Below are 4,346 nucleotides of genomic sequence, written 5' to 3'. Positions count from 1 at the left end.
TGACAAAATCTACCATCAACTCGATCTTGATCATAGGGTTTGCTCACAAGAACACATTTGGGTGTCGAAAGTGGGGTAGATTCCAGGTTCGCCTTCCTCATCATCCCTGAGACTGTTCGGCGTCGCAGGAAGAACAAACCCGATAGCGTCAGACTGGGCAAGCACCTCTAGCTCGTGATACGAGAGCGGTCTCTCTGGAAACCCTTTGAGCATGGTGATTGATTGCGCGCTGAGGAATTGATGATTTCGGCTATCGGAGCGTGGCTCCCTGCGACGAGATTTTGAAATTCACCAAGAGTATGAATAGACAAATGCTCGATTGTTCGCTTTCGTACTTCGGCATCGATCTGTAACTCTTCATCCCTTCCGTCTGCTGGGGCATGTTTACTTTCATGGTGATTTACAAAGATATAAGTACGGATCACTGGGAGTAGAGGTTGCATGACGGATCTCATCGTCAAATCGGCGGTCAAGGAACAGCTCGCAGACCAGAACGTCTCGGCGGATTTCTACGACGCGCTGGATAGCGACGTCCGAGACTTGCTCGCGGATGCGGCACGGCGCGCAGAGGCCAACGAGCGCAAGACTGTCCAGCCCCGCGACCTCTGAAGCAGACGGAGTAGCAGATATTTTCCGAATACCGATGTATTTTAGTCTTTGAATGACCAATAGTGGGATATGTACGATTTGACTGGCTTCCAGCGCGACCTGCTGTACGTGGCAGCCGGCAAGGACGAACCGCACGGGTTGGCACTCAAAGACGAACTCGAACAGTACTACGAGGGTGAAATCCATCACGGACGGCTCTATCCGAATCTCGATGAACTGGTCGACAAGGGCCTGCTCGAAAAGGGGAAGATCGACAATCGAACGAACTACTATCAGGTGACCCAGCGTGGCCGCCGCGAGATCGAAGCGCGCCGCGAATGGGAAGATCAATACACCGCTGCTGAAGCCTGAACTATGGGTGGTGTTTCGCTCCATCGGGTCGACGCCCTCGCTGTCTCGTTCTCATCGAGAGCAGTACCGAATACCGGCGACGGAGCGGGGGCGAGCTAATGGTCGAGATTCCTGATCAATTGGAGAGTTTGTTCACCGGCTCACTCGAGGAAAACGACGATTCGTACAGGATCGAGGTGCCAGAGGACGCACTCGATCTGGGCACGGTTTCGGCCGGTGAGACCTATCGAGTGGCAATCCTCGGCGATTCTCACTCCAGCGAGCGCCACCAGGAGCAACCATCCGTAGATTCGACACCGACGCCACCGGTATCGACTGGCGATGTCCGCGAGGTGACCATCGAGACGCTGGGTGACCAAGGCGACGGGATAGCGAAAATCGAGCGCGGCTACGTACTGATCGTGCCCGGAGCGCGTCCTGATGATGAAGTGATCGTCGAAGTCACCGACGTGCGCGAGAATTTTGCATTCACGACTGTTCACGAGGATACAGACCAATCCGAGAATTGAGTGCCGACAGTCACAGTCAATTGGTGAGCGATTCGATGAGAGTGATTCGCTATTTGTCGAGAGAAATCGGCTGACGGGAATACATTTATCACATAGTCCGTACTGTGTTCGCGTGGGATTATCATGGCAAGCGATGTCCACCGAAACTTCGTCTTGCGCGACGAGAACGGTGAGGAAACAAGCGTGTACTCGGGAAAGATACCACGACAGGCAGCGCTGAAAGCCGCTCGGCGGCTTGATCCAGCCGAGAGCGAATCGCAAGCGAGCCGCACCCAGTTCCGCCTGCGAGAGAAGGGAACAGAGAAACTCCACATCTGCGAGGGATGGGCGTGGCGCGACGAAGCACCCCCAGACAAACCCGACTGGATGCCCGAGACGATCACGGAAGCGAACGTCTCGAAAGAGGGCGTCGAGCATCTCGACGAACTGTAGCGCGCTTCCCGGCACAGATTGATATACAGGCGGTTGAAACACCAAGTATGAACGAAGAGCGGCGGATACCGCCGTTCGCCGAGGACACGCTTGAGCTGTTGACCGACGCCGCGGGTGGGACCGGCGAAGCCCTCCCGAGAGACGAGGCCATCGACCTGATCACCGACGTCGAGGGCGTCAGCAAAGCGGGTGCTGAGGACACGCTCACACAGCTCGAAAGCCGTGGCTACATCTACTACGTTGAAGAGCAGATTCGCATCACGCCGACCGACGAGTGACCAGCACCTCGGAATTGGCGTGACTTCACTTTCGCTCCGTTTGGAAAGCCTCTATAATTGTCCGGTGGGTAGCCGAGCATCGAGGACAGAACGATCTGGGCCTCGAAAGAGCTTCACACGCTCTCTGTCCCTCTTAGTCATGATACAGACAGTCAGACGGATGCTCTCGCGTACGACAGAGGAGGCGGTCGTCGAGTGCCGTGACTGCGGTGCGAACGTCGAGCCAGAGACGGATATCTGCCCGACCTGCAACTCAACTGAGATCGCATCTTACGAAATCGGCCCGTGAATCGTGGAGCTGCGTCGCCTCCGTTGTCACCCAATTGGCGTAGAGTGGTTGGGAGAACGCGCCAGAGAGTAGATTTTCACTCGAAATCCGGTGTATCGCCCACGGCTCTTTAGACAGTGGCTCTCTGAATCGGAACATGGCGATTCCGTTCGGCGCGACGTGGGGCACGCTGATCGAGCGCTGTGAGGAACTCCCCGACGAGGCGACGCTTATCACACCGTTGGCTTCGACACGATTCCGTGTCAGCGACGTCCAAGACCAGCGTATCATCATCGAAGACGTCGATTCGGGCGAGTCACAACCCTTGCAACGCGAGCAGTTCGAAGCGCTCGCCGAGCATACCCGCGACGCCGTCGACGGCTACGAACTCGAACGACTGCCACCGAAAGCCGAACCGTACGCGGCAGTGCTTGGACTCCACCCGCGCTACGTCCTCGACGAACGCGAGAACACGCTGACCGAACTCGACGAAGCCGACGAGAGCGCCGTGCTGGACGATGCACCACACTTGTCGATGACTGCGAGTGCCGAAGGCGAGCAGGACAGCTCCCGTGAAGAACCCGAGATTGACGTCTATTCGGATATGCTATTGCTGATCGATGCGCTCGAACGCGAGGATATGACCGCTCTCGATGACGTCGAGACACCCGTGCTGGTCAACCTCTACACGCTGCTGTCGGACGTCCAGCGCAACGCCAACGACCTCCGGAAGGACGTGACCGACGTCCTCTTGGAGCGCGTCGGACACGACCGGCCACTACATGGTCAGTATGGCTCAGTCCAGCGAACGACGCGGCGGAACCGCTCGCTGAAAGACGACGAGGAAGTGCTCGACGCGTTCGCAGAGACAGGAATCGACCGTGAGCAACTACTTGGTGTCGACCGCTCGAAAGTCGAGGAAGCGCTGGATGTCGTCCCAGTGTCCGAGGGAGACGTGTACGACGTGAGCGAGAGCGAGTACGTGCGCAAAGCCGAGGTAGACGAGGAACGCAAGGAGACGCGCTTGCAGGGGCTGAAAGATCGGCTGGCGGTCAGCGACGATCCCGAGGCTGACGTACTCCGTCAGGAGGTCGAGCGCTTGGAAGGGGAGATCGAGGAACTGACTGAATTCTCGCCAGCGAGTTCGTTCGAGACGCAGACAGAAAGCGGCTGAGGCGGACGATTGCGGACGATATTGTATTCCGGCGCTGGCCCCTCTACGGCGTTGGTGGTCTGGCCTTGTGTAACGCTTGACGGCCTTATGCGCCTTCGATTGTTACACCTATGGAAATCCTGCTGGCTGAGTAAACCACCGCCACCAGTATAGCTTTTAGGGTGATCAGATTCTGATACACTCTGATGTGGAAAACCGACGGAAGGCGTTGCTGTCTATCCTCATTGCGGTCGGTGCTGTGCGGTGCTGTCTGTGATTTCAGTAGAGTTACCAGCCGCTCACCGACCGCGATATCCCCGTCAGTGAGGGACGCCGGTCAGGCGTCCCTCACGCACTCACACCTGGTGGGTCATACACCTCCTTTCGATCCAGCATATGGAAGATTGAGACCAGTAGTTTCCGAGCGGTTGCGACGATTGCTTCCTTCGAGCTTTTTCGCCGTGCTAACCGCTTATGGAACCGACTCAAGTACTCGTCTTCGCTCTTATAGACTGCGACATACGAGCACTGAACCAGAATCCATCGCAACTTCCCTGAACCTTTCTTCGAGATCCCGCCTTCGAACCGCGAGTCGCTAGGGGCTAGCGTAAGCTATTGACGTCCAGAAATCGGTCAATCCAGTCGGCAGCGAAGCTCAGACGATGCGTTAGTTCGAGGAACGTCCCCTCAACGAGAGCGCGGAAGTCGTCCGCGCTCTCGGTCGAAATCGGCGAGATGGCACGCTT

General features: G+C 56.9%; 7 protein-coding genes and 1 pseudogene. 7 read left to right on the top strand and 1 reads right to left on the bottom strand.

Annotated features, from left to right (window positions below):
* The first annotated feature begins 441 nt into the window (after window positions 1-441).
* The 7 genes from ACQUQO_RS17895 to ACQUQO_RS17865 all read left to right on the top strand — a co-directional run bounded on the left by ACQUQO_RS17895 (window position 442) and on the right by ACQUQO_RS17865 (window position 3,621).
* Window positions 442-609, top strand: a complete 168-nt coding sequence (locus ACQUQO_RS17895) for a DUF1931 domain-containing protein (RefSeq protein ID WP_435079964.1) — start codon at window positions 442-444, stop codon at window positions 607-609.
* Window positions 610-678: 69 nt separating this feature from the next.
* Entirely contained in the window at window positions 679-960 is a 282-nt protein-coding gene (locus tag ACQUQO_RS17890) for a helix-turn-helix transcriptional regulator (protein WP_435079962.1), read from the top strand.
* Window positions 961-1,058: 98 nt separating this feature from the next.
* The gene (locus tag ACQUQO_RS17885) at window positions 1,059-1,469 is read left to right on the top strand and encodes a TRAM domain-containing protein (protein ID WP_435079960.1); all 411 of its coding nucleotides are present in this window, start codon (window positions 1,059-1,061) and stop codon (window positions 1,467-1,469) included.
* A 123-nt stretch (window positions 1,470-1,592) separates the two neighbouring features.
* On the top strand, window positions 1,593-1,901 hold the full coding sequence (locus ACQUQO_RS17880) for a non-histone chromosomal MC1 family protein (RefSeq protein WP_435079959.1): 309 nt from the start codon (window positions 1,593-1,595) through the stop codon (window positions 1,899-1,901).
* A gap of 47 nt (window positions 1,902-1,948) precedes the next feature.
* Window positions 1,949-2,179, top strand: coding sequence for a hypothetical protein (locus ACQUQO_RS17875; RefSeq protein ID WP_435079957.1), 231 nt, complete (start codon window positions 1,949-1,951; stop codon window positions 2,177-2,179).
* Between the two features lie 139 nt (window positions 2,180-2,318).
* Window positions 2,319-2,468 (top strand): hypothetical protein, encoded by a 150-nt coding sequence (locus ACQUQO_RS17870; RefSeq protein ID WP_435079956.1) that lies wholly within the window; start codon window positions 2,319-2,321, stop codon window positions 2,466-2,468.
* A gap of 136 nt (window positions 2,469-2,604) precedes the next feature.
* On the top strand, window positions 2,605-3,621 hold the full coding sequence (locus ACQUQO_RS17865) for a hypothetical protein (protein ID WP_435079954.1): 1,017 nt from the start codon (window positions 2,605-2,607) through the stop codon (window positions 3,619-3,621).
* A 327-nt stretch (window positions 3,622-3,948) separates the two neighbouring features.
* Here ACQUQO_RS17865 and ACQUQO_RS17860 read toward each other — a convergent pair.
* Window positions 3,949-4,194: pseudogene (locus tag ACQUQO_RS17860) on the bottom strand (IS110 family transposase); the annotation flags it as partial.
* Between the last annotated feature and the right edge of the window lie 152 nt (window positions 4,195-4,346).

Source organism: Halococcus sp. AFM35 (assembly GCF_051195015.1).
In the GTDB taxonomy this organism is placed as follows: Archaea; Halobacteriota; Halobacteria; order Halobacteriales; family Halococcaceae; genus Halococcus.
This window is presented reverse-complemented; position numbering and strand designations above follow the sequence as displayed.

Coding starts and splice junctions, on each gene's coding strand:
- ACQUQO_RS17895 (WP_435079964.1), top strand. CDS start 442: ATGACGGATCTCATCGTCAAATCGGCGGTCAAGGAACAGCTCGCAGAC.
- ACQUQO_RS17890 (WP_435079962.1), top strand. CDS start 679: ATGTACGATTTGACTGGCTTCCAGCGCGACCTGCTGTACGTGGCAGCC.
- ACQUQO_RS17885 (WP_435079960.1), top strand. CDS start 1,059: ATGGTCGAGATTCCTGATCAATTGGAGAGTTTGTTCACCGGCTCACTC.
- ACQUQO_RS17880 (WP_435079959.1), top strand. CDS start 1,593: ATGGCAAGCGATGTCCACCGAAACTTCGTCTTGCGCGACGAGAACGGT.
- ACQUQO_RS17875 (WP_435079957.1), top strand. CDS start 1,949: ATGAACGAAGAGCGGCGGATACCGCCGTTCGCCGAGGACACGCTTGAG.
- ACQUQO_RS17870 (WP_435079956.1), top strand. CDS start 2,319: ATGATACAGACAGTCAGACGGATGCTCTCGCGTACGACAGAGGAGGCG.
- ACQUQO_RS17865 (WP_435079954.1), top strand. CDS start 2,605: ATGGCGATTCCGTTCGGCGCGACGTGGGGCACGCTGATCGAGCGCTGT.